Origin of the sequence: Hydrotalea flava (assembly GCF_001623405.1) — a bacterium.
Taxonomy (GTDB): Bacteria; Bacteroidota; Bacteroidia; order Chitinophagales; family Chitinophagaceae; genus Hydrotalea; species Hydrotalea flava.
Map to the genome: position 1 here is coordinate 1 of NZ_LUHG01000104.1, position 22,240 is coordinate 22,240.

Annotated in this window: 21 protein-coding genes; 8 read left to right on the top strand and 13 right to left on the bottom strand. The window is 39.3% G+C overall.

The window, feature by feature from the left end:
* Positions 1-11 precede the first annotated feature (11 nt).
* From nuoF to A0F92_RS15710, 9 genes are all read right to left on the bottom strand, one after another.
* Positions 12-1,370, bottom strand: a complete 1,359-nt coding sequence (nuoF, locus tag A0F92_RS13705) for an NADH-quinone oxidoreductase subunit NuoF (RefSeq protein WP_068247387.1) — start codon at positions 1,368-1,370, stop codon at positions 12-14.
* A 34-nt stretch (positions 1,371-1,404) separates the two neighbouring features.
* Positions 1,405-1,905, bottom strand: a complete 501-nt coding sequence (locus A0F92_RS13710) for an NADH-quinone oxidoreductase subunit NuoE family protein (protein ID WP_253810487.1) — start codon at positions 1,903-1,905, stop codon at positions 1,405-1,407.
* 27 nt (positions 1,906-1,932) lie between these two features.
* Entirely contained in the window at positions 1,933-3,174 is a 1,242-nt protein-coding gene (locus A0F92_RS13715; RefSeq protein ID WP_068247391.1) for an NADH-quinone oxidoreductase subunit D, read from the bottom strand.
* Between the two features lie 53 nt (positions 3,175-3,227).
* The gene (locus tag A0F92_RS13720) at positions 3,228-3,746 is read right to left on the bottom strand and encodes an NADH-quinone oxidoreductase subunit C (protein ID WP_068247393.1); all 519 of its coding nucleotides are present in this window, start codon (positions 3,744-3,746) and stop codon (positions 3,228-3,230) included.
* Between the two features lie 60 nt (positions 3,747-3,806).
* Positions 3,807-4,394, bottom strand: coding sequence for an NADH-quinone oxidoreductase subunit B (locus A0F92_RS13725; RefSeq protein ID WP_068247400.1), 588 nt, complete (start codon positions 4,392-4,394; stop codon positions 3,807-3,809).
* A gap of 166 nt (positions 4,395-4,560) precedes the next feature.
* Positions 4,561-4,965, bottom strand: coding sequence for an NADH-quinone oxidoreductase subunit A (locus A0F92_RS13730; protein ID WP_068247403.1), 405 nt, complete (start codon positions 4,963-4,965; stop codon positions 4,561-4,563).
* 270 nt (positions 4,966-5,235) lie between these two features.
* Positions 5,236-6,969, bottom strand: a complete 1,734-nt coding sequence (locus tag A0F92_RS13735) for a tetratricopeptide repeat protein (RefSeq protein WP_167517099.1) — start codon at positions 6,967-6,969, stop codon at positions 5,236-5,238.
* Between the two features lie 23 nt (positions 6,970-6,992).
* Complete coding sequence (locus A0F92_RS13740; RefSeq protein WP_167517100.1) at positions 6,993-7,904, bottom strand: PstS family phosphate ABC transporter substrate-binding protein; 912 nt, start codon at positions 7,902-7,904, stop codon at positions 6,993-6,995.
* Between the two features lie 7 nt (positions 7,905-7,911).
* Positions 7,912-8,145 (bottom strand): hypothetical protein, encoded by a 234-nt coding sequence (locus tag A0F92_RS15710; protein ID WP_167517101.1) that lies wholly within the window; start codon positions 8,143-8,145, stop codon positions 7,912-7,914.
* A 346-nt stretch (positions 8,146-8,491) separates the two neighbouring features.
* On the opposite strand from A0F92_RS15710, the gene A0F92_RS13750 reads away from it, so the two are divergent.
* Both A0F92_RS13750 and hisS read left to right on the top strand, forming a co-directional pair.
* Positions 8,492-8,950 (top strand): low molecular weight protein-tyrosine-phosphatase, encoded by a 459-nt coding sequence (locus A0F92_RS13750; RefSeq protein WP_068247618.1) that lies wholly within the window; start codon positions 8,492-8,494, stop codon positions 8,948-8,950.
* Positions 8,951-8,972: 22 nt separating this feature from the next.
* A complete protein-coding gene (gene hisS / locus A0F92_RS13755; protein WP_068247412.1) occupies positions 8,973-10,463 on the top strand; it encodes a histidine--tRNA ligase in 1,491 nt (496 codons plus the stop codon).
* Between the two features lie 76 nt (positions 10,464-10,539).
* Here the strand turns inward: hisS and A0F92_RS13760 are convergent, their stop codons facing one another.
* Positions 10,540-10,962 carry a hypothetical protein gene (locus A0F92_RS13760; protein ID WP_068247413.1) on the bottom strand — a complete coding sequence of 141 codons (423 nt, stop codon included), beginning with the start codon at positions 10,960-10,962 and terminating at the stop codon, positions 10,540-10,542.
* Positions 10,963-11,108: 146 nt separating this feature from the next.
* Between A0F92_RS13760 and A0F92_RS13765 the strand changes: the two genes are divergently transcribed.
* The 4 genes from A0F92_RS13765 (at position 11,109) to gldD (ending at position 14,159) form a co-directional block, all read left to right on the top strand.
* Positions 11,109-11,507 carry a hypothetical protein gene (locus A0F92_RS13765; RefSeq protein ID WP_068247418.1) on the top strand — a complete coding sequence of 133 codons (399 nt, stop codon included), beginning with the start codon at positions 11,109-11,111 and terminating at the stop codon, positions 11,505-11,507.
* A 164-nt stretch (positions 11,508-11,671) separates the two neighbouring features.
* Positions 11,672-12,100: a single-stranded DNA-binding protein gene (locus A0F92_RS13770; protein ID WP_068247420.1), complete on the top strand. Its 429-nt coding sequence runs from the start codon at positions 11,672-11,674 to the stop codon at positions 12,098-12,100.
* A gap of 86 nt (positions 12,101-12,186) precedes the next feature.
* Positions 12,187-13,536, top strand: a complete 1,350-nt coding sequence (gene gldE, locus A0F92_RS13775; RefSeq protein WP_068247424.1) for a gliding motility-associated protein GldE — start codon at positions 12,187-12,189, stop codon at positions 13,534-13,536.
* Positions 13,537-13,562: 26 nt separating this feature from the next.
* Entirely contained in the window at positions 13,563-14,159 is a 597-nt protein-coding gene (gene gldD / locus A0F92_RS13780; RefSeq protein WP_068247429.1) for a gliding motility lipoprotein GldD, read from the top strand.
* A 342-nt stretch (positions 14,160-14,501) separates the two neighbouring features.
* Here gldD and A0F92_RS13785 read toward each other — a convergent pair whose 3' ends face one another.
* Together A0F92_RS13785 and A0F92_RS13790 are read right to left on the bottom strand one after the other, a co-directional pair.
* Positions 14,502-17,084 carry an ABC transporter permease gene (locus A0F92_RS13785; protein WP_253810489.1) on the bottom strand — a complete coding sequence of 861 codons (2,583 nt, stop codon included), beginning with the start codon at positions 17,082-17,084 and terminating at the stop codon, positions 14,502-14,504.
* A gap of 43 nt (positions 17,085-17,127) precedes the next feature.
* The gene (locus A0F92_RS13790) at positions 17,128-17,823 is read right to left on the bottom strand and encodes an ABC transporter ATP-binding protein (RefSeq protein ID WP_068247432.1); all 696 of its coding nucleotides are present in this window, start codon (positions 17,821-17,823) and stop codon (positions 17,128-17,130) included.
* A 145-nt stretch (positions 17,824-17,968) separates the two neighbouring features.
* Between A0F92_RS13790 and A0F92_RS13795 the strand changes: the two genes are divergently transcribed.
* Positions 17,969-18,655 carry an arylesterase gene (locus A0F92_RS13795; RefSeq protein ID WP_068247435.1) on the top strand — a complete coding sequence of 229 codons (687 nt, stop codon included), beginning with the start codon at positions 17,969-17,971 and terminating at the stop codon, positions 18,653-18,655.
* 30 nt (positions 18,656-18,685) lie between these two features.
* Here the strand turns inward: A0F92_RS13795 and A0F92_RS13800 are convergent, their stop codons facing one another.
* Positions 18,686-20,773 carry a carbohydrate binding family 9 domain-containing protein gene (locus tag A0F92_RS13800; protein WP_253810491.1) on the bottom strand — a complete coding sequence of 696 codons (2,088 nt, stop codon included), beginning with the start codon at positions 20,771-20,773 and terminating at the stop codon, positions 18,686-18,688.
* Between the two features lie 513 nt (positions 20,774-21,286).
* Between A0F92_RS13800 and A0F92_RS13805 the strand changes: the two genes are divergently transcribed.
* Complete coding sequence (locus A0F92_RS13805) at positions 21,287-22,108, top strand: serine hydrolase domain-containing protein (protein WP_167517103.1); 822 nt, start codon at positions 21,287-21,289, stop codon at positions 22,106-22,108.
* Positions 22,109-22,240: the final 132 nt, after the last annotated feature.

The following is a 22,240-nucleotide window of genomic DNA, read 5'->3' on the forward strand; positions in this document are numbered from 1 at the left end:
GGAAGGCCGGTTTAAGCACCTGCAGGCACCTGGATAGGGTCGGCATAATATGCTAAACCAAAATTTCTTACCTGCGCTTCCTGCGGATGTAATACATGCCACTCAAACTCATCCCGGAAATGACGGATAGCCGCCGCTACAGGCCAGGCAGCCGCATCACCTAAGGGGCAAATAGTGTTTCCTTCAATTTTTCCCTGTATATCCCACAACAAATCTATATCACTCATTTTACCTTCTCCTTTTTCCAAACGCAACAATATTTTCTCCATCCAGCCGGTACCTTCTCTACAGGGCGAACACTGTCCGCAACTTTCATGACGGTAAAACCGGGCCAAAGTATAAGTATGGCGCACTATACACTGGTCTTCATCAAACACAATAAAACCACCACTGCCCATCATGCTTCCGGTAGCAAAACCTCCATCGCTTAAACTTTCATAATTCATGTAACGGGTTTCACCTTTTGCTGTTTTCAACAGCAAATTTGCCGGCAAAATTGGAACAGAAGAACCACCAGGTATACAGGCTTTTAAGTGCTTCCCGTTTTTAATGCCACCACAATATTCTTCGCTGTAAATAAATTCTTCTACACTAATGGTCATATCAATTTCGTACACACCGGGTTTATTGATATTACCACAGGCTGAAATTAATTTGGTACCGGTTGAACGGCCTACACCAATTTTGGCATATTCCTCACCACCCATATTAATAATAGGTACTACTGCCGCCAATGTTTCTACATTATTTACAACAGTTGGTCGTTCCCAAACTCCTTTGATGGCCGGGAAAGGAGGTTTAATTCTGGGGTTACCTCTTTTTCCTTCCAATGATTCTAACAATGCGGTTTCTTCTCCACAAATGTAAGCGCCTGCCCCGCGTTGTACATAAATATTACAATTAAAGCCTGTGCCCAAAATATTGTTACCCAGCCAACCGTTTTGTTTGGCTTCTTCAATGGCATTTTCCAAAATACCTACAATCCAGGCATATTCACCACGGATATAAATGTAGGTATCATTTGACCCCAAAGCAAAAGATGAGATGATTAAGCCTTCAATTAATAAATGGGGTAAAAACTCCATCAGGTACCTGTCTTTAAAAGTACCCGGTTCACTTTCATCGGCATTGCATACCAAATGGCGGGGCACGCCTTCGGGTTTGGCAATAAAACTCCATTTCATACCCGTAGGGAAACCGGCACCGCCACGGCCTCGCAAACCGCTTTTCTTCACTTCTTCCACAATGGCTTCCGGAGTCATGGTTTTCAGCGCTTTTTCAACTGCCTGATAGCCGCCTTCTCTTCTATACACATCATAATTTCTGATGCCTTCAATATGCGCTTTTGCTAATAATAATTTTACACCCATTTGTAATTACAATAAAAGTGAATAAATGATGCTTTTAATTGTTGCATGCAGCATTGCTTCTGCATTCTTCAATAATTGCATCGACTTTTTCTTTGGTTAAATGTTCCCGATAATGTTTTCCCAACTGCATCATGGGTGCGTAACCACAGGCCCCCAGGCACTCAACTGTTTTTAGCGTAAACATACCATCGGGCGTAGTTTCGCCGGCACCAATACCTAATTTTTCTTTGATATAGTTGATTATATCATCGCTGCCATTCAGCATACAGGGGCCGGTTTGACATACCTCAAACATGTATTTCCCAACGGGCTGGGTATTAAACATGCTGTAAAAGGTGGCTACTTCATATACTTCAATGGGTTCTAATTGCAATAAATTGGCAACATAATCCATTGTTTCAGCGCTTAACCAACCGCCAAAGCTTTCCTGTGCCAAATGCAATACCGGCAACAGCGCACTTTTTTGTTTGCCTTCCGGATAACGCTTTATCAAACGGTTAAATTCCTGCATTTGCTGTTCTGAAAATTGTACCACAACGCTATATTTTAGTTTGTTATGTGTTTATGCATCTAATTCACCTGCAATGAGGTTTAAACTACTCATGGTAATAATGGCATCGCTCAACATTCCACCCTTTGTTAATTCACTGTATGCCTGATAGTAAATAAAACTGGGCCTACGGAAATGTAGGCGATAAGGTGTTCTGCCACCATCACTAATTAAGTAGAAACCCAATTCGCCATTGGCCCCTTCCACACAATGGTATACTTCTCCTTTGGGTATATCTGTTTCGCCCATAATAATTTTAAAGTGCCAGATTAATGCCTCCATCTTTGTGTATACCTCTTTCTTTTCGGGAAGATAGTACTCGGGCACATCGGCATGAAATACTTCGGCTTCGGCTCCTTTAAATTCCTGTACTTTTTGGTAGGCCTGTTCTATAATATGTAAGCTTTGCCACATTTCTACATTACGCACTAAAAACCGGTCATAATTATCGCCGGTACTGCCCACGGGAACTACAAAATCAAAATCTTCATAACTACAATATGGACTGTGCACCCTTACATCATAATCAACCCCTGCTGCCCGTAAATTGGGACCTGTGAAACCGTAGTTTAAAGCACGCTCGGTACTAATGGCACCGGTATTTTGGAGGCGATCCATGAAAATACGGTTACGGGTAAAGAGATTTTCAAACTCTTTTAGCACTTTAGGATATTCCCGAAGAAATTTTTCTAACTTTTGAAAAGCAGTATCTGTAAAGTTGCGTTCAAAACCACCTATTCTGCCAATATTGGTGGTTAAACGAGAGCCGCATACTTCTTCATAAATTTCATAAATCAATTCGCGGTATTGCATCACATATAAAAAACCGGTATAGGCACCACTGTCTACACCCACAATTGAATTACAAATAAGGTGATCGGAAATACGGGCCAGTTCCATGATAATAATCCGCAAATAATCTACCCGCTTGGGTGTTTTTACACCCAGTAATTTTTCGCAGGTCATGTGCCAACCCATGTTATTTATAGGACTGCTGCAATAATTTAATCGATCGGTAATGGGTGTTACCTGATAAAGCGGCCTGCGTTCGGCTAATTTTTCAAATGCCCGGTGAATGTAACCTACGGTTTGCTCGGCCGATACAATACGTTCACCATCTAATTCAACAATATTTTGAAACACACCGTGGGTAGCGGGGTGTGTAGGACCCAGATTGAGGGTGGTGGTTAATTTTTCAATGGAACCATCCGGAAGTTTTACATGGTGTGGTTGCACCTCTTTTGTTTCCAACATAATATTTCAATTAAATTGCCGACAGTTGTTTTGAACTGCCTTTACAATTGGATTTAATAAATTGAACCGCCTCTGCCAAACATGGCATCATCTTTATCTATTCTGGTTTGATCTTCCAATGGATATTCTTTCCTTAATGGGAAATAATCCATTTCATCTACATTTAAAATTCTTTTTAAATTGGGATGCCCGATAAAGTTTACGCCAAAAAAATCGTAGGTTTCTCTTTCCATCCAGTTGGCTGCTTCAAATAATTTGGTTGCCGTAAACACATCGGGTTGCTGTATACCGGTAAACACTTTATAACGGATGCGTATATTCTCTTTTAAATTATGTAAATGATATACTACAGCCAGTTCTTTTCCGGTATTATCCGGATAATGAACAGCACACAAATCGGTTAAGAAAGTAAATTGAAGTGTTGCATCTTCATACAAAAACTGCAATATCTTTAAATTCATTTCTTTTGGTGATTGAAAACTGAGCAAACCAAATGGTGTTTCAAAATTAGACACCTGATCGCCAAATTTTTCCTGAAGTTTTTGTTGTATGATTTCGTTGGTTAGTGCCATGACTGTTATAAGCGTTTACAGATTTCTTTAAAGCCTGATGAATAAGCCAATAAATGGCGTTTATTGGATGCCATAACTTTCTAAAAGTGCCGTGTATTGCGGGCTGTTTCTGCGGCGAATACTTTCTTTACCTACCAATTCCTGAATTTTCATAAACCCGTCTAAAATAGCTTCTGGCCTGGGCGGGCAACCCGGCACATATACATCAACCGGTATAATCTGATCAATACCCTGTAACACACTGTAGGTATCAAAAATACCACCACTGCTGGCACAGGCACCTACACTCAATACCCAACGGGGTTCAGCCATTTGCAAATATACCTGCCTTAAAACAGGCGCCATTTTTTTGGCAATGGTACCCATTACCATTAGTAAGTCGCACTGACGGGGAGAAAAACCAACCCTTTCTGCACCAAAACGAGCTAAATCGTAGTGTGCACCCATTGTAGCCATAAACTCAATACCACAACAAGAAGTGGCAAATGGCAATGGCCACAAAGAGTTTTTTCGTGCTAATCCCACTACTTCACTTAATTTGGTGGTGAAAAAGCCTTCTCCATTATATCCCTGCGGAGCCTCGCCCATAATAATAGATTTGGCGGGTTCTGCTGGTTTGGGATGAATATTAAAACGTACCGGACGCATAGAATAACATTTAATTTGCTTGATAAAATAAGGTTTTCAGGATTGTAAAACATCACTTACCACATCCTGCTAATTTGTTACACTCCTGCCATTTTTCAAAGAAAGTAAGCACAAATTGCACCATATATAACATTTCAACTTCTTTTAAGTTGAAGATTCCTTCCCATTAATCTTCCCAATTCAATGCTCCCTTTTTAATGATATACACAAAACCAATGAGGAATAAAGCCACAAACAATACAATTTCCCAAAAGCCGGCCCATCCCAGAAATTTAAAGTTTACTGCATAGGGATAAAAGAAAATTACTTCTACATCAAACAGTACAAACAAAATAGCCACTAAAAAATACTTTACTGCCATGGGTTGGCGGGCATTGCCATGGCTAGCTATACCACTGGAGAAATTTTCCAGTTTATCACTCGTTTTTCTTTTTGGACCTACCCAGGCAGACAATCCAATCATGGTAGCCACAAAACCTATGGCGAAAATGAGTTGAATGCCTATCGGGAAATAATTTTCAGCAGTATTGTTAAGCTGATTTAGTTGAAGAAGTGTACTAAAACCTATCATAACATTCTTGAATGAGATGCAAAAATAAGGCAGTCTGTTTATAAACCCTTACTATTCTTTTGTTGTTTTTGATGAATTCAGCAATTTATAATGCCACAAGTATTTTCAAAATTGTTTTAATATTACCCGCTCTCAAAAAAATTAAAGTCAATAGCGTAATAATCTACTAAATTATGAAATTGGAGTTTCCAGGCTTGCTTCAATAAAAAAGTTGCCACTTTTTACAGCGGCAACTTTTTTATTATATTTAAAAATGTATTTCCTGACGAATTAATTCTTCGTTGCACCCTTTGTACCGGTGCTGTCAGTCTGTGGTTGTTTCCCTTCCATCAGCTTTTGCTTTTTAATGTTGCCTTCAATTGCGCCTTTAATTTTTAACATATCCGGATCATTGGGTATTAATTCTAAAATTTTGTTACAGATATCTAATGCCTTTTCATAATCTTTTGCCCTGTCATTGTAATAACCCATCATGTAATAATAGTCGATGATGATGAAGCGTTGATTTTTTACGCTGTCTTTCATCAAATAATCAATCTGTTGTTGCAGTGCCGGAATGGCAATACCCGGATTAGAAGTGGTATCCAGCGCTTTGGCTGCCATTACATTAAAATAATAACCTTGTGGCTTATCGGGAAATGCTTTGATATAATTAGCCGCCACATCCATTACTTTGGGATAATCAGCTGCCTGATAAGCTACATTGGAAATATTGTAATAATCATATTCACTCCAGATACCTTTCAATGCTTGTGCCTGCAATAACCAGTCTAACTGTGCTTTATAGTTTTTAGCTTTCGCCATTAAATCTGCAGCCTGCGTCATGTAGTTGATTTTATTCACTTTAGAAGTATCTGACTGAATGGCTGATTGGATGTACTTAACAGCAACGTCGGCATTTTCAGGGAATTTAGAGAAAATTTTTACTGCCAGTTCATAATCAGCAGGCTTAATTTTATCGGTAGGTTCTAAAGTAAAATAGCGTTCAATATTTTGTTTGGCCTGTAATGAATCACCCAATTTATTATAGTTGTAGGCATACAATAAATTCAATCCGGGTAATTTGTCTGTACCACCTAAAGAGGTTTCTATTTCTTTTTCTTTAGCCAATGATTCCTGGTATTTACCTGCCTGATACAGGTAATCTGCCAGATAGAAATCGTTTTGCGGATCTTTATCTGCATATTTTATGAATTTGTCCAAATTGGCTTTGGCCATATCTACATTTCTGTTCTTATAATATTCAAACAACGCCAGATAAGTATCGGGGAAAGAAGGATCTGCTTCCATTGCTTTTCCAAAAGCCGGCATGAAAGAGTCTTCATTATTCTGGCTCAGGTATACCATTCCAATTCTGTAATAAGCCAACACATTTTTGGGATCAATGGTGGTAGCCTGCTCAAATGCTTTTACAGCTTCACCTCCATTTTCGCCACCTAATTTCAGATAGCAGATACCCATGTACACATACACCATAGAATTTTTAGGATCTAATGCAGCGGCTTGTTTTAATTTTTCAATACCATAGTTAGGATCACCAATTTTGCTGCCTCCATCGGCATTGGCACGGCCTATGGCTTCTAAAATTTCAACACTGGGCTCGCCTTTATGTCTGCCTTTGGTGGGCGTTGTAGCTGTAATGGCCTGTTCAAACTTTTGTTTGGCAGCATTGATATCGCCACCTTCCAGCATGTCTATATGGCCTATGCCTACCCATATTAATGGCTCATTTACACCATCGGTTAAAGCTTTCTGATACACAGCCTTCGCCGCATCCATTTGGGCTTTGGTTACTTCATTGCCGCCAATTAAAGCCTGACCGTACCAATAAATGGCTTGTACATCTTTGGGCTTATCGTCGTAATTTTTCTTCAAAATATTAATGGCAGATTGAACTTTGAATGACGAGTTTAAGTCGTTAATCCCATCAGCAATCGACTGGGCCATCAATCCATTTACAGCCAGAAAGGCTGCCACTAGCAAAGTAATTGTTTTCTTCATCATGCTTTAAGTTTATAGTGGTTTGTTTACTCCTCAATTTGACTTTTTCGATTCACCAAATCCATTTTAGCAGGTGCTAAACCACCGCTTCTGAATATAAGTTGACCGCGTTCCAAAGTCATAAAATTTTTAAATCCGGTACCCAATGCTACTGCATTTTCTTTTACAATATAATAAATGGGCCGGGTAAGCGGGTACTGTCCGTATGTAATGCTGGCCTGCGAAGGTTTCACAAAAACATCTTTTTCACCGCAGGCGGTGCATTCAATTAATCCCAGCCTTATTTTTTTAAGATTGGCCACCTGTTTGGGTTCATTGGGATTACCCACCCAACTAATGCCCACAAAACCAATGGCATTGTTCATTTGCTTGATAACGGTTACCACCGAATCGCTGCTGCCGGCAGCCATTACATTTTTACCAAATGGTGCACCATGTAATAAGGTATCCTGTAAATACCGAACCGTACTGGTAGCATTGGTGCCATCCATTACAACCGGCACATTTTTTTTGCCGGATAAAATATCTTTTAAATCGTTAAAGGTAAAAACACTATCGGGATTATTTTGGTTTACAATTACGGCAACACCATCAAATGCCATTACACCAAATAAAGGTTTAAAACCTAATTTATTTAAATAAAATGAATCTTCCTGCTTATTCAATCCTCTTGCCACAATGATCATTCGTGTACTATCTTTCATTAAATCTTTAAAGCAATCTACTTCCGGCTCATATTTGGCAATAATATGCACATCAGGATAAGATGACTCATATACTTTAATTTGTTGCGCAATAACGGGCTGAAAACTTTCATCCACACTAATGTGAATGGTACCTTTTGATGGGGTATCGGTAATGACATATTTATTTTGCTGCTGTTGACACGCAACCAGCAAAACAACTAAAAAAGAAATAAAAACTACATGCCTGCTCATTACCATGTTAATACATTTTCTTAATGCCCCTGTACATTCTAAAGCCACCATACAACAAACAAACAGATCCTAAAAAATAACAAAACGCATCACCTAAAACCATAATTTGAGGTATTTGCCAGTATTTGCCTCCAAAAAGCAGTACAGACATACCCAAATACAGTAATGCCATAAAAATATCTCTCACAGAACTTAGAAAAATAAAGTTTTTTCTATGCTTTTCTCTAATTGGTTGCTCCATTTCATTACAATTAATACTGTATGGGATGGGCAATTTATAGAATAATTCCTTTGCGATGCATTAAAAACCTCTAAGAATTTTCTAAGAATTTTTTTAATGTGCAAAAATATTACCATAAAAAACCCGGTTTCTTTTGCTGTAAGAAGCATAAAAGCTGACATTCCACAAAACATATTTTGTTAAAAAAATGTATTCTTTTTTTCGCTGCCATCATAAATGCCCGAGTAAAACAGTGCTATTGACCGGCTTTTTGGATGGTACAACATGCCATCCAATTGTAAATACCATAGTGGCCCACACCATGCAAAGCAATGTGAAAAGCTGCCGGCAATGTATATTTGCAAGCATGAAAGTATTGATGGTTTGTTTAGGAAATATTTGCAGAAGCCCTTTAGCAGAAGGAATTTTACAACATAAAGTACAATTAGCCGGTTTACATTGGGAAGTAAACAGTGCAGGAACCGGTAATTACCATATTGGCGAACCACCGCATCTGCTTTCGCAAAAAGTAGCAATGGCACACGGCATTGACATCAGCAACCACAGAGCCAGGCAATTTACCGCCAATGATATGATGGCTTATGACAAAATTTATGTAATGGACATGGATAACTATAAAGCCGTTGAACAAATCAGCAAAAAACATTTTGATGCAGCAAAAACTGCATTTATTATGAACGAATTGTTTCCTGGTTCCAATACCGAAGTACCCGACCCCTGGTTTGGTACCGAAAATGATTTTATAACTGTTTACCAAATGTTAGATGCTGCTACTGATAGTATACTTCAGAAATACAGTTCTTAAAAAAATGATATAAAAACATCGCATGAATAAACCTACTTTGCCCCAGGGCACCCGTGATTTTAATGCCACTACCATATACAAGCGCAACTATATCTTCAACACCATACACCAAGCTTTTCAGTTATATGGGTTTGAACCCTTAGAAACGCCGGCAATGGAAAACTTAAGTACTTTAATGGGGAAGTACGGAGAAGAGGGTGATAAACTAATTTTTAGGATTTTAAGCAATGGTGATTTTAGCAAAGAAACCAGAATACGTGCTTTAAAAATGATTGACCTTCTATTCTCAATAAAAAAGGAAAATAATGACACTTATACTAAATCTGCTTATGATCTTCTAATCAACACCTCAAATATTGATGAAATTAGAGCGGAATTAGATCATCTTTTACAACCAAATGAATTATCAAAACATATTACAGAAAGGGCACTCCGTTACGATCTTACCATACCTTTTGCACGTTATGTTGCCATGAATTATGGGCAACTCACTTTCCCTTTTAAACGCTACCAGATACAACCCGTATGGCGTGCCGACCGGCCGCAAAAAGGCCGTTACCGCGAATTTTATCAGTGCGATGCCGATATTGTTGGCAGCAACTCACTCATGAATGAAGTGGAATTGGCACATTTATATGCTCATGTGTTTAAAATGCTGAACCTGCCCATTGTTATTAAAATCAATCACCGAAAAATATTGGCAGCTTTGGCAGATATATGTGGCGGAGCAGATAAATTAACCGACATAACCGTTGCTATCGACAAATTAGATAAAATAGGAATAGATAAAGTAAAAGAAGAATTACAGCAACGCAACCTGTCGGCAGCACAAATTGAAACCATTGCACATTTTCTGGAAATAAAAGGCAGTAATGAAGAAAAAATTGCAACACTTACCAACAGCATTGGCAAGCACCCGCTGGGTAAAGAAGGTATTGAAGCCCTGCAATTTATTTTAAACCGACAAATGCCCGACAATCCGTTACCGTTAGAAATTGATGTTACCTTAGCCAGAGGCTTAAACTATTATACCGGAGCCATTTTTGAAGTGAAGGCCATTGGCTTTAGCATAGGCAGTATTGGCGGCGGCGGCCGTTACGATAACTTAACCGAATTATTTGGTGTACCCAAGGTACCCGGCGTGGGCATTTCATTTGGGGTAGACAGAATTTATGATGTAATGGAGGGGCTTGCATTATTTCCCAAACAATTAATGAAGGGTAGTAAAGTGTTGTTTTTTAATTTGGGAATAGAAGAAAGCGTCCGTGCCTTTGCTTTGTTACAAAGTTTACGGGCACAAAACATCAGTGGCGAATTATATCATGAGCCTGCTAAATTTGATAAGCAATTTAAATATGCTGAAAAGAAAGGCATACCAGTTGTAATTATGCTGGGCAATAAGGAACTGGAAGAAAATACCTGCACTGTAAAACAATTGGCTACTGGCACTCAGGAAACCATTGCGCAGGCTGATTTAATCAACTATATTGCTACAATAGAATCGGGCTTGTAAGCATTAGCATAAACAATACTCAAAAAGGCGATAGATGTGATACCTGTCGCCTTTTTTATTCATGTTTTTATTTGCGCTATCGTGTAAGTGGTGCCAATGCATATTGTTTGTGCAGGGCAGGTAGCAGGGCAACGGGGCGTGTAGCAGCAGCGGTATCTTCTTTCTTGCCTTCTAAATGATAGCCCACAGCATCAATAATGACTGTTTTAACTTTTTTATTTTCATCCCTTTTAAATACGGCAGTGCCCTGAAACGAAACCAATGCAAATGAATCTACGCCTAATTTCTGCAATACCGAGGTACCTGCATCAGATACCATATTTAGTCCGGTACTATCAAACGTTACTTCCACTTGCTCTACTACACTTCCATCCGGGAAAGTGTATTTTCCTATCAGTTCAGTTACGGTAGTGTCTTTTGTTGCCGGTGTGGTTTGTTGTGCCTGTGCTGTTATTACAGCGCCTGTTAACATAACCAACATGAATAAAAATGTTTTCATTTTTTTGACGTTAAGATACGGCAATATCAACTACATTTCAGCCTTCATAAAAAAATAATATCAGCAGGCAGTACAAATTTGTTCAGGCACAATTTTTAATCATGGCATGGTTTTTACATTTTTGAACCCAACAAACAATTCCTGCCATGAAGCCAATCATTGCCCTCGTTTTAGTGATGCTGTCATTTCAAGCCTGCACCTATAAAACAAATCCGGTTAAAACCCCACCACGCCCTGCTGCACCACCTGCACCGACTGCATTTATTGTGGTGGATGGCATGGGCAATATTCTTACACCAAAAGACAGATTTCCCCCCACTATTGGCCAGCAGGTAAATTATACCCAAATTGCCCGTGCATTTACGCCCAATCAACGCAAAAATCTCCTTTATCGTTTTAACAGTATCCCGCCAAAAATCATTTATGTAGCTCCAGCCTATACCCTACATTCCCTAAAAGGTACTTATTGCATTTACAAAAAAAAGTTTTGGTACTGGCAACACAGCAATGGACTATTTTATTTAGACGAAACCTATTACCGATAATACGCATTATTGCAATGAATAGCCATTTGCAACAATCAGGAAAAAATTTAACAGCCCTTATGATGCTTAAAATAAATAATTGTTTAATTTTAAAATCGTTGTGAACATCGTTTAAAAGCAGTAATTTTAAGAACAACTATCTCACTTACCAAAACAACAAAAGTATGAGAGGCGTAAACAGAGTAATGCTTATCGGCAATTTGGGAAAAGACCCGGATTTACAGGTATTAGACGGGAATATTGGAGTAGCAAAATTTCCTTTGGCCACTACCGAAACCTATAAAGACCGCAGTGGCAAACTCGTTTCACAAACAGAATGGCATACCGTAGTTTTATGGCGTGGGTTAGCCGATTTGGCGCAAAAATACCTGCACAAAGGCAGTTTAATTTATGTAGAGGGCAGATTGCGTACCCGCAGTTGGGAAGATAAAGAAGGCAATAAAAAGTTTGCAACTGAAGTGGTGGGCGACAATCTGATTATGTTAGATAAACGTGCCGATGGGCATTCCGGCAATCATCCCGACAACCATGAAGGCTATGGTGGTGAAGATATTCCACCGATGATCGATCCGGGAGAAAATATGCCCTATTGATTTTACAACCGCAAAAATGATATTTTTGTAAGTCAGGTGCTTTATTTGTGAAAACAGCCTGTTTTTATTCATTAAAATAAATTATTTTGGATCATCACCCGGCATTTTATCCGTTTACCATACTAAATGCAGCCATTCCGCAGGGCAGTATAGCATTAATTATTTTGCTTTTTATTTTATTGGTCATTTCATTTTTTGTAAGTGGGGCAGAGGCGGCTTTTTTTTCGCTGAAGCAAAAAGACATCAATTTGCTCAAAACCAAACAAAATCCTTCCTACAAAAAAATTATTCATCTGCTCACCGAGCCTAAAAAATTATTGGCCTCTTTACTCATTGCCAACAGCTTTATTGATATAGCCATTATTATCATTTTCAATATTAGTATTGATGAATGGTTGCTGAATTACCACCCTGCATTTTTAGTTACCAATATCTGGATAGAATTTTTAATCAAAGTAGTAATTGTAACCGCCGTGTTATTATTGTTTGGTGAAGTAATGCCTAAAATTTTGGCCACGCAAAACAATATTCGCTTTGCCAAAGAAGTAGCACCACTCATTGAATTTATTCATTATATCTGCAAACGCTTAAGCAATGTGCTGGTAAAATATTCAGATATTATTGAAAGAAGATTAGCCCAAAAAACAGGCAGCATTACCAGCGATGAATTATACCATGCCATTGAAATTACCAAATCGGGTACCAGTGAAAACGAAAAAAACATCCTGAAAGGAATTATTAAATTTGGCAATATAACAGTGAAGCAGATCATGAAAGCCCGTTTGGAAGTACACGGCGTTGAGTTTAATACCAACTTTCATGAATTGCTGCAATCTGTTGCCGAGATGAGTTACAGCCGGGTGCCTGTATACAAAGAAGATTTAGATGAAGTAGTAGGCATACTCAGAACCAAAGATTTATTGCCATTTTTAAATGAACCCGATACATTCGAGTGGCACAGCCTCATCTCTCCTCCCTATTTTGTGCATGAACATAAAATGATTGAAGATTTATTACGCGAATTTCAAAGCAGACGCATACATTTTGCGATTGTGGTAGATGAATTTGGCGGCACCAGCGGCATTGTTACTTTAGAAGATATTCTGGAAGAAATTATCGGAGATATTAAAGATGAATTTGATGAGGAAGAATACGGCTACCGGAAATTAGATGAATACAACTACATTTTTGAAGGTAAAATCATGATTAATGATGTATGCAAAATTATGCAACTGCCGGTTGATACATTTGATGCATTAAAAGGAGAAAGTGATTCATTAGCCGGATTAATATTGGAAATTGCAGGTGAAATTCCCAGAAAAGGCCAGGTGGTTTCCATTCCCGGATTTGATTTTATGATGCTGGAAGTAGAGAAAACAAGAATCAACAAAATTAAAGTAACCATCAGTAAAGTATCTGATGATGACCAACTGTAGTTTTACCATTTTTATACCCAAATAACATGCCATTTTTCCAACAACACAAAGCCATTATCGCTACTTGTTTTGCTTTTGTCGCTTTTGCCTGCAATAGTCCCTTTGTACCCAAACCAAGGGGCTACTATAAAATCAATTTTCCCCAACACCAATACCAAACTTTTAATCAGCCCGGCTATCCATATACCTTTGAATATCCGGTATATGCACAGGTGGTAAAAGACTCTACTTTTTTTGGCGGAAAAACGGAAAATCCCTGGTGGATTAATATTGACTTTCCGCAGTTTAACGGACGCATTTATATAAGCTACAAAGCTATTGGCCCCAACAGTTTTCAGAAATTGGTGAATGATGCTTTTACCCTTACCAACAAACACAGCGAAAAAGCCTATTCTATTGATGATTCGCTCATGGTAACCCCCAATGGCGTACATGGTATATTTTTTAAAGTAGGCGGCAATGTAGCCACCGCCAATCAGTTTTTTTTAACCGACTCTACCCATCATTTTTTAAGAGGTGCCCTTTACTTTGATGCCACACCCAACCAAGACTCATTAGCCCCCGTTAACCGCTTTTTGGTAGAAGATATGAAACACCTGATGAATAGTTTTAGGTGGAAGTGAGAAGATGATGATTGGAGTATAACGTTATTCGGGTTGCCGAAGATGGCGATTTTCACTACAAATGTCGATACAAAGCACTGAACCGCCAATTTTGCTAAACCGTTATAGGCTGGCGTTCGTGTACACCGTTTTTGTAAACTATTTATCAGCATTGAGTTTGTTCATCAATCAAAAGCTGTAAAGCCCAGTGTGTTCCATTACAATAATAAGTTATGTTGTGTCTATTTTGAGTTTACCAAACCATTGCATCATTTGCAGTAAAGCATGCCTGAATCAATAACGAATAGATGATTTACAATGTAACCCACCAAAGACTATAGACCAACACCCAACCCCCATTCACTACACTTCATTCCTCAATACCTCTAACGGAGAACGTTTTACAATACCACAGCTATTGATTAAACCAATGCCTACCGTCAGTAAACAAACCATCAATACCAATATGATAATGGGTAACAGTTGCAGATGAAAAGCAGTTTCAAAAGTATATTTTGCCAATACCCAACCAGCAGCCAATCCTAACAATATACCGGTAATGGCAGCCAGTATACCGAGGAAAAAATATTCCAATGCGATAATAGCAAATATTTGTTTGCGGCTGGCACCCAGGGTACGCAACAATACAGTTTCGCGTATGCGCTGGTATTTACTCATGAATACAGATGCAATGAATACCACAATACCGGTGCTGATACTTAAGCCTGCCATAAAGCGAATAACAAAACCAATTTTACTGATAAGGTCGTTGAGTATTTGTAATACTAAGGCCAAATCAATGATAGATACATTGGGGAATTGCTGCACAATAGCCTGTTGGAACTGCGCAGATACCTGTTGGGTAGGCACTTTGGTGAGCAATACCCAAAATTGCGGAGCAGATTCTAACACGCCTTTGGGAAACAGCACTAAAAAATTGGTTTGCATACCCCCCCAATTTACCTGTCGCAGGCTGCCTACAATGGTTGGCATGGGTACCCCCTGCACATTAAATGTAAGGGTATCGCCCAAATGCACTTTGTTTCTTTTGGCAAAATTTTCTTCCATTGAAATATACGGCAGGCCATTACCGTTGGCAACGCCCACCCATTTACCCGCTACTATTTTTTCAGAAGCTGTTAATGAATCGCGGTAAGTAACGCGGTATTCTCTTCTGAATAAACCACGGGGCAGTTTACCGCTGGTATCAGTTAAAGCCTGCGCAGCCTTGATACCATTCAATGCTGCCACACGCATGTTTACAACAGGCACAAACGCATTTACAGGCAAATGGTAAGTGGCTGCAACATTGCCTACGCCTTGTTTTTGGCTGCTTTGTATATCAAACAAAACAATATTGGGTTGGTTGGTACCGGATGATAGATTGAGCCGGTTCATTAAGATAGACTGCACAAAAAACAAGATACTGATGAAAGCCGTACCCAGCCCAATGGCTACCATTAATAATGTAGTTTGGTTATTGGGCCGGTATAAATTTGCCAACGCCTGTCGCACAACATAATTCCACGAGGAAGGAAAAAAACGCCGTACCATCCACATCAGTAATCGGGCAATGGCAGTTAATACCAGCAATGCCATACCGATACCGATTGTAAATTGAAGTGCCTGTTTCCATTCCTGTATTTGTACATACGTAAAGCCATACACAAATAATACAATCAATACATATACCCACCATCCGGAAAAATCATTTTTACGTTGTGTGGGTTCATAAGCAACTCGGATTGCATTGAGTGGTGATATATTGCGGATAGACAACAAAGGCAAGAGTGCAAATAAAACAGATATCAGTACTCCCAGCAACATGCCCTGCCCTACTGCCGTCCAGGAGATGGCAGTACTGATGTGTACCGGCAAAAAATCGCTTAGAACAAAGGGTAAAAACTGTTGTAAAACAATGCCCAATGCCGCACCAATGGCAGAACCCAGCAATCCGATACCGATAATCTGAATCAAAAAAATGGTAAAAGCCTGCGATGCTTTTACACCCAGACAACGCAATACAGCAATGGTATTTACTTTTTCTTTTACATACACATGCACGGCACTGGCCACACCCGTGCAACCCAATAACAAAGCAATAAAACCCACTAAGGATAAGAAGCGTGTAAGATCAGTAAACGTACGTCCGGTATTTTCTTTTTGCGTTTCAACGGTTTCAATAGCACAATCGTTGGCTTCCAACCGGGGACGTACTGCTTCAGCCCATTTTTCAATATTTGCTGTTTGTTTAAAATGAAAATAATACTGATAACTAACGCGACTGCCTTTTTGCAGCAGGCCGGTTTGCTGTATATATTGCAAGGGTAAGTATACAATGGGGGCAATTGCAGCAGAAAAACCGGTTTGTCCGGGGGCATTCAATAATTTTCCTGCAATAGCAAAAGTGACTGTACCAACCTGAATAGAGTCACCAATGTTTGCTCCATATTGCAGCATTAAAGTGGCGTCTACCAATGCCCGTTGCTGTGTGCGGAAAGCAATGCCCGCAGCGGCAGGATCAGCTTCCAAAGCGCCATAATATGGAAAACTGCCTTGCAATGCCCTTACCTGCACCAAATGGATACCGTTATTTTTTTTAAACAACACCATCGATGCAAAATTTCTTTCTTCCGAATAATTGCTGCTATGGCGTAAAGAATCTACCAACTGTTGTATAGCGGGGGTGAGTGGTTGATTAGAAGTTATTTTAACATCGGCGCCCAACAAAGCCGCAGCCTGGTTGTTTATTGCATCATTCAAATTATTACCCAATGAATAAATGGCTACCAGGGAAGCTATGCCAACAATTACAGAAGATACAAAGAGCAGCAACCGGGAGCGGCTGCGCCGGCTATCCCGCCAGGCCATGCGCAACAACCAGCCCGGCCGGAAACTGTTTTTGTTTGGGTGATGTGTTACTATTTGTGAAGTATTTTGATTCATGATTGCAGATTAAGATGCATCTTTCAATATTTGAGTTGGTAAATCAATGTTCAACCATTGCCGTAACTACATCTGATTCAATTTTTCCGCCTTTCAGGCGAATAATACGTTGCGTTTTTGATGCCAGTTCAATATCATGCGTTACCAATACCAATGTAGTACCGGATTCTTTATTCAAATTGAAAAGAAGGTTCACAATCATTTCGCTGGTTTCTGCATCCAGATTACCGGTAGGTTCATCGGCAAATAAAATGGCTGGCTGGTTGGCAAAGGCACGGGCAATAGCAATGCGCTGTTGTTCGCCCCCGCTCAGTTGTGCTGGGTAATGATGGCCCCTGTCTGCCAGCCCAACTTTATCTAATAGTTCTAATGAACGCTTTTTTACCTGCTTTTCGCCCCTTAATTCCAATGGCACCATTATATTTTCCAATGCGGTTAATGTAGGCATTAACTGAAAGTTTTGAAAAATAAAACCCACATATTGATTTCTGATGGCAGCCAATTGATCTTCATCTAAATTTTCGAGACGTTGCTGGTGCAGTACAATGCTGCCGGAAGAAGGGTGATCAAGTCCGGCACACAAGCCCAGCAGCGTTGTTTTACCACTGCCGGAGGGACCAATAATTGATAAAGTAGTGCCGGCTTCTGCAGAAAAACTGATATGCTCTAACACCGCTAATGTTTGATTGCCACTTTTATATGTTTTACCTACTTGTTGCAACTGAAGAATGGTTTCCATGTATTTTGATTTAACTTGCTCAAACAATTCAATAAAGGAACAATGCCCGTTTAGTGAGATGCACTGTACATTCAAAAGATTTGTTATAAAATTACCGGCAATCTAAATTTAAATTCGTACAACTATATACTTCAGCTACAACTTTATGAAAAAGATATTGTTTTACATTCAGCTATTTTTAATTGTATGGGTGGTAGCTTGTAACCAAAACAAAACGGGGAACAAACAGCAGCAACAAGATACCCTAAATAAACCAACAGCAATACCCACCACGGCAAAACAAAAAATCATTGTATTTTTTGGCAACAGCCTTACAGCCGGATATGGTTTAGATCCTTCGCAGGCATTTCCTGCATTAATACAACAAAAAATAGACGCTTTACATTTGCCCTATCAGGTAGTAAATGCCGGTGTAAGTGGCGAAACTACAGCAGGTGGTTTAAGCCGCATTGATTGGATTTTACGGCAGCTGGTGGATGTTTTTGTGTTGGAACTGGGTGGCAATGACGGATTGCGGGGTATTCCGATAACTGCTACTGAAAAAAATTTGCAGGCCATTATTGACCGGGTAAGAACAAAATATCCATCTGCCATTATTGTGTTGGCAGGTATGCAATTACCCCCTAATTTGGGGCAAACCTATACCCATACTTTTGAAGCCATTTATCCGAAACTGGCGGCTAAAAATCATGTTGCGCTCATCCCATTTCTGTTAGAAGGGGTTGGTGGCAACCCTGCACTGAACCAGAATGATGGCATTCACCCCAATGCAACAGGCGCTAAGGTAGTAGCAGCAAACGTATGGAAGGTGCTGAAAGACATATGCAAATAAAATGGATGATGCGGCTGTATGAAAAAAATATTACAAATTCCACCAGTAATTAAATTTTAAAGCCAGCTCTCTGTTTTTTACCATAAACGGGGCCGGATAATAATTATCGGTATATACCAGAAATAAGTCGGAGGCCGGTTTATAGCGCCACTGCAATCGGCTGTTAATGTTCAGGTTATTCAACTGATTGTTGTATTGAATATAGGTAGTGAAATATAAGTTATTAGTGAAAGTTACGTCAATACGCGGCCCCACTAAATAAAACGGCGTATTACCCCATGGAGCAGGCAATTGCAGGTAATTATAACTAAAGTTCATATTCATATTAACATGAGGCTGAAAGCGATAGCCAATGGTTGAATTAATGGCCAAATGTGTTCCGGAAGTATAATACCCGCCGTAACGTACCGAGAATGCATAAGTAAATAATTTTTGTGGTTGCGAATTTATATCAAAGCCAACCGTAATCCATTTGTGTAAGGTTCCGGTAGGCAATGAATCTCTACCGGTATTGGTTGGATCGAAGGGTTGCAATAGTTGCACATAATCTTGTGCTGCATAAGCATCTATACTCAATCGGTTACGAAATGTAATCAGGTATAGAAAACTGTTTTCATAATCGGTTCGGTGCATTTTTTCATCAAAATAGTACGACAGGTTGAATTGAGGGCCATGACTTAAAATGCTGCCACCCTTTGGAAAAAAATATCGAATTATTTGAGGATTGAACCGAACATAACCGGTGCGGGGAACATAGCCTGTTTCTGCCGTATAATTTTTGCCTACATATTCATATTCCCCAATAACACTCCACTTACGGCTATTATAGGCCAGATTAGCTGCATGGGAAATAGCATCGCCCGATTTGCCCGGACTAAATGATTTGAGCACAAAAGCCTTACCCGTCCATACATTATTGGGTGATGCGAGGTTGTATTGCAATCCAAAATTGCGGTTATACAACGAGTAAATGGGTTTTGTGGTATCATTTCCGGGATGGTAGCCAATAGAAGTTTTATCAACATAAATTACGCCAATGCTCGACCGTTGGAAAACACGCCGCTGCAAAGAAACAACCGAAAAGTTTTGATTGGGAAGATATACCCCAGGTAATTGCTGTGTTTCCATATCCATGGCACCAACACGCCAGTCTTTATTGAGTTTACCACTTAAGCGAGCACCTGCATTAATAGGCGCATCCAAACCAACCCTTCTTGAAAAGAAAGGCTGTATGCCGCTGAAACCAAAATCACCAAAAAGGTCGCTGTTCTCTAAAAAGAATTGCCTTTTCTCCGGAAAAAACAATTCAAACCTGCTTAAATTGGTTACTTGTTGATCAACTTCCACCTGCGAAAAATCAGGATGTATGGTAAGGTCAAGGTTCAATGCAGGGGTTACAGATATTTTGGCATCTAAACCAAAACGCTGGCTCAATACGCCATAGGTATTGTTGGTATAATCTTTCTGCCAGTTGGTTAATGTATAAGGAATAACAGATATGTTTTTTTTATACAAGGGTGCAGCTGAGTCTAATTCAAGAATACCGGTATAGGCGAGCGAGGCTGTAGGGAACTGACGTGGAATGGGCGTCCAACTCGATTTTTCTGCTGCCTTTAAATCGTTCCTGCTGAAGTTAATACCCCATTCTTTAATGCCGTTTTTATAACGAATACTTTTAAAGGGAATGGCTGCTTCAAAAACCCAACGGTTTTTATAATTCTTTACAACAGACACCCATTTGTTATCCCAATTCAAATCCACTTTTCCGCCTTCATACATGGCACCATCCCATTGGGCACCATCGGCATTGGCACCAAACGTAAATCCGTTGGTTTGGTCATCGAAAGGATCTAAAAAGAAAATGAAATTATCATTTTTCTGAAAGTTAAAATCTCGGTGCAACGATTCTACCATATTGGGGCCTTTCCTTGTATTGTAACAAATAGCAAGAATATAAATATTATGATCATCATACACCATCCGTACTTCGGTGGGAACATTGGCTAAGCTGGTATCCATGGGTAACACCATAAAAAAGTTTTTAGCTACTTGTGCCTGTTGCCAGGCAGGTTCATCCATTACACCGTCAATTTTTATGGGTGTGTGAATTTTATGCATCGTGTAACGATAAGCAGCGTTCTTTTTTTGTGCCACCAACCTATTAATGCATAGCAAGGCTAATAAAAGTATAAGGCAATATTTCAACATGGCAGTTGCAATGGTTACCAACCGAAGTTATGCGGTAAAGCGAAAAATGAATACGATTTTAATGTAGCTGCCGGTTTATTTGATATCCATCAATTTTGTTTGTATATAATATGGCCTACCATGTATATTGTATGCATACAGATAAATAAAATATATTTCAATTGCCTGTACAAATTAAACATTTTCATTACATTACAGTCAAAGCCAACCATAGCTTAAATATATGAAAATAAATTTTCAATTCGTAACAGTAATGCTGTGCCTGTTCATTGCAAAGGGATGCCATAAAAAAAATGCCCCCCTGCTACAGGTTCGTATTCAGACAGTTTATACTTTCCGCCAGTAAATAGCAGCACATGGGAAACCATTGCGCCGGCTACATTAGGTTGAGATAATACAGCACTGAATAATTTGTATCCTTACTTGCAAAGTAAAAATACCAAAGCCTTTATTATTTTAAAAAACGGCAAAATTGTTACAGAACAATATTTTGGAAGTTTTACGGCAGACAGCTTATGGTATTGGGCATCGGCAGGTAAAACCATGACAGGCTTATTGGTGGGAATTGCACAAAGAGAAGGGCTATTAAATATCAATGACATTTCATCAAAATATTTAGGCACGGGATGGACAAGAGCTCCTATTGACAAAGAAAACAAAATTACCATTCGCCATCAGTTAACCATGACCACCGGTTTATATGATGGTGTACCCGATAATTACTGCACCTTGCCATCCTGCCTAATTTATAAAGCCGATGCAGGAACGAGATGGGCTTATCATACCGGCGCATACACTTTGTTAGATCAGATAATTGCCAATGCATCGGGTATACCATTCAACAGTTATTTTCAACAAAAAATAAGCGATAAAATTGGAATGAATGGCATATGGATTAAATTACCTAATTCAAATAACTTGTATTATAGTAATGCGAGGAGTATGGCCAGATTTGGTTTATTGCTACTCAATAAAGGCAACTGGGGTAATATAACTGTGTTAGGTGATAACGTTTATTTTCATCAACAAACCAATACTTCGCAAAATTTAAATCTGAGCTACGGGTATTTAACATGGCTGAATGGAAAAAGCAGTTGCATGTTGCCAACCCTGCAAACCGTATTTCCTACTGCAATCATTCCCAATGCCCCTACAGATATGTATGCAGCATTGGGTAAAAACGATCAGAAAATTTATGTAGTACCCTCGCAGCAATTAGTTTATCAGAATGGGCAACGCCGCTGATAGCAGCCAATTTTCCATTGCCGGTTTTGACAATGAATTGTGGGGAAAATTGAAATTGATGATGCATTTGTAAGCTATCTTCCGGTTGATTGTATCGATGCCACTACACAAATATACAATTATTGCAATGCC

What these genes read in the sequence shown, in the direction of transcription:
- nuoF (WP_068247387.1), bottom strand. Translation starts at nt 1,370, where the DNA reads ATGGGTGTAAAATTATTATTAGCAAAAGCGCATATTGAAGGCATCAGA.
- A0F92_RS13715 (WP_068247391.1), bottom strand. Translation starts at nt 3,174, where the DNA reads ATGTTGGAAACAAAAGAGGTGCAACCACACCATGTAAAACTTCCGGAT.
- A0F92_RS13720 (WP_068247393.1), bottom strand. Translation starts at nt 3,746, where the DNA reads ATGGCACTAACCAACGAAATCATACAACAAAAACTTCAGGAAAAATTT.
- A0F92_RS13725 (WP_068247400.1), bottom strand. Translation starts at nt 4,394, where the DNA reads ATGCGTCCGGTACGTTTTAATATTCATCCCAAACCAGCAGAACCCGCC.
- A0F92_RS13730 (WP_068247403.1), bottom strand. Translation starts at nt 4,965, where the DNA reads ATGATAGGTTTTAGTACACTTCTTCAACTAAATCAGCTTAACAATACT.
- A0F92_RS13735 (WP_167517099.1), bottom strand. Translation starts at nt 6,969, where the DNA reads ATGATGAAGAAAACAATTACTTTGCTAGTGGCAGCCTTTCTGGCTGTA.
- A0F92_RS13740 (WP_167517100.1), bottom strand. Translation starts at nt 7,904, where the DNA reads ATGAGCAGGCATGTAGTTTTTATTTCTTTTTTAGTTGTTTTGCTGGTT.
- A0F92_RS15710 (WP_167517101.1), bottom strand. Translation starts at nt 8,145, where the DNA reads ATGGAGCAACCAATTAGAGAAAAGCATAGAAAAAACTTTATTTTTCTA.
- A0F92_RS13750 (WP_068247618.1), top strand. Translation starts at nt 8,492, where the DNA reads ATGAAAGTATTGATGGTTTGTTTAGGAAATATTTGCAGAAGCCCTTTA.
- hisS (WP_068247412.1), top strand. Translation starts at nt 8,973, where the DNA reads ATGAATAAACCTACTTTGCCCCAGGGCACCCGTGATTTTAATGCCACT.
- A0F92_RS13760 (WP_068247413.1), bottom strand. Translation starts at nt 10,962, where the DNA reads ATGAAAACATTTTTATTCATGTTGGTTATGTTAACAGGCGCTGTAATA.
- A0F92_RS13765 (WP_068247418.1), top strand. Translation starts at nt 11,109, where the DNA reads ATGAAGCCAATCATTGCCCTCGTTTTAGTGATGCTGTCATTTCAAGCC.
- A0F92_RS13770 (WP_068247420.1), top strand. Translation starts at nt 11,672, where the DNA reads ATGAGAGGCGTAAACAGAGTAATGCTTATCGGCAATTTGGGAAAAGAC.
- gldD (WP_068247429.1), top strand. Translation starts at nt 13,563, where the DNA reads ATGCCATTTTTCCAACAACACAAAGCCATTATCGCTACTTGTTTTGCT.
- A0F92_RS13785 (WP_253810489.1), bottom strand. Translation starts at nt 17,084, where the DNA reads ATGAATCAAAATACTTCACAAATAGTAACACATCACCCAAACAAAAAC.
- A0F92_RS13790 (WP_068247432.1), bottom strand. Translation starts at nt 17,823, where the DNA reads ATGGAAACCATTCTTCAGTTGCAACAAGTAGGTAAAACATATAAAAGT.
- A0F92_RS13795 (WP_068247435.1), top strand. Translation starts at nt 17,969, where the DNA reads ATGAAAAAGATATTGTTTTACATTCAGCTATTTTTAATTGTATGGGTG.
- A0F92_RS13800 (WP_253810491.1), bottom strand. Translation starts at nt 20,773, where the DNA reads ATGCATAAAATTCACACACCCATAAAAATTGACGGTGTAATGGATGAA.